The sequence below is a fragment of the Streptomyces sp. NPDC019531 genome (assembly GCF_044903305.1).
GTDB lineage: Bacteria > Actinomycetota > Actinomycetes > Streptomycetales > Streptomycetaceae > Streptomyces.
Window position 1 is genome coordinate 1 of sequence record NZ_JBJDQL010000139.1, and the last position, 1,575, is coordinate 1,575.

The following is a 1,575-nucleotide window of genomic DNA, read 5'->3' on the forward strand; positions in this document are numbered from 1 at the left end:
GCCGGGCAACCACACCACCCAGACCACCCGTCCCACCCGTCACCAACACCGTCCCCTCCAACGACGGCAACGACGGCAACAACTCAGCCGAGACGGGCGTACGGACGAGGCGGGGCACGAACAGGCCGCTGTCGCGGATCGCAACTTCCGGCTCGTCGCCGGCCGCCGCGGCGGCGATCAGGGCACGGGACCGCGGATCGTCGTCCACGTCGACCAGGCAGAACCTGCCGGGAGCCTCCGCGTGCGCCGCGCGGATCAGGCCCCACACGGCGGCCTGGCGTACGTCGACGTCCTCGGCGGGTGCGACGGCAACCGCGCCGCTCGTCACCACCACGAGGGTGGATTCCTGGTACCGCTCGTCGTCCAGCCACTCCTGCACGACGGACAGCGCCCGGTGCACCAACTCGCGCGTGCCCGCCGTCTCGTCGCCGTCAACGGCCGGGCACCGGAAGAGGACGGCCTCCGGCACGGTCGCCTCGGCGGCCAGGTCCTCCCACCGAACCAGCGGATCACCGGCCGGTACAGGTACGGGGCCGGCGAGGGCGCTCCACTCGATCCCGAACAGGCCCTCCACGGCGCCGCCCTGCGCCGCTTGCAGCGGGGTGTCGGTGAGCGGGCGGCCGACGACCGAGGTGATCGTGACCACCGTCCGGCCAGTGGCATCCGCCGCGGTCAGTTCGGTCCGGCGCTCACCGCCACGGGCAAGCCGCACCCGCAGTTCCGTGGCACCGGCGGCGTGCAGGGTCACTCCGGACCACACGAAGGGCAGCGCCGGCTCGCCGTCCGGCTCGGCCAGCAGCGCGACATGCAGGGCGGAGTCCAGCAGTGCGGGGTGGATGCCGAAGCGCTCGGCGTCCGCGTGGACCTCCTCTGGGAGGGCCACCTCGGCGAACAGTTCCTCCCCACGTCGCCAGGCGGACCGCAGTCCCTGGAACACCGGGCCGTAGGCGAATCCCTGCTCCAGCAGCGTGGCGTAGGCGTCGGCCAGGGCGACCGGTTCGGCATGGGCCGGCGGCCAGGCGCTCAAGTCGGCCGGCGCGGCGACGGGCTCGAAGCCGAGCATGCCGTCTGCGTTCAGCAGCCAGGGCTGGTCCGCGCCGTCGCGCGAGTACACGCGCAGTGACCGCCGTCCGCTCTCGTCCGGCGTCCCGACCACCACCTGCACCTGTACGCCGCCCTGCTCGGGCAGGACCAGGGGCGCCTGCAGGGTCAGCTCCTCCAGCACCGGGCAGCCCACCTCGTGCCCCGCGTGCAAGGCGAGTTCGACAAGTCCGGTACCCGGCATCAGCACCGTGCCCTGGATGTCGTGATCGGCCAACCAGGGGTACGTCTCGACGGACAGCCGACCGGTGAACGCCACACCGTCGGAGTCCGGCATTTCCACCGCCGCGCCGAGGAGGGGGTGGTCGGCGGTGTCCAGACCCGCGGCCGTGACGTCACCGCCGCCGAGACGGGCCTGAACCCAATACCGCCGGCGTTGGAAGGCGTAGGTGGGCAGATCGATACGGGTGACGTGCTCGCCCTTGTAGAAGGCCTGCCAGTCGACCGGGACACCGGTGGTGTGCAGGCGGGCCA

The 1,575-nt window shown here is 72.6% G+C and carries 1 protein-coding gene; it reads right to left on the reverse strand.

What is annotated here, in order from left to right:
* Positions 1-1,575 (reverse strand): polyketide synthase dehydratase domain-containing protein (locus ACI2L1_RS45180; RefSeq protein WP_404745298.1); only part of this gene is annotated, 1,575 nt, incomplete at both ends.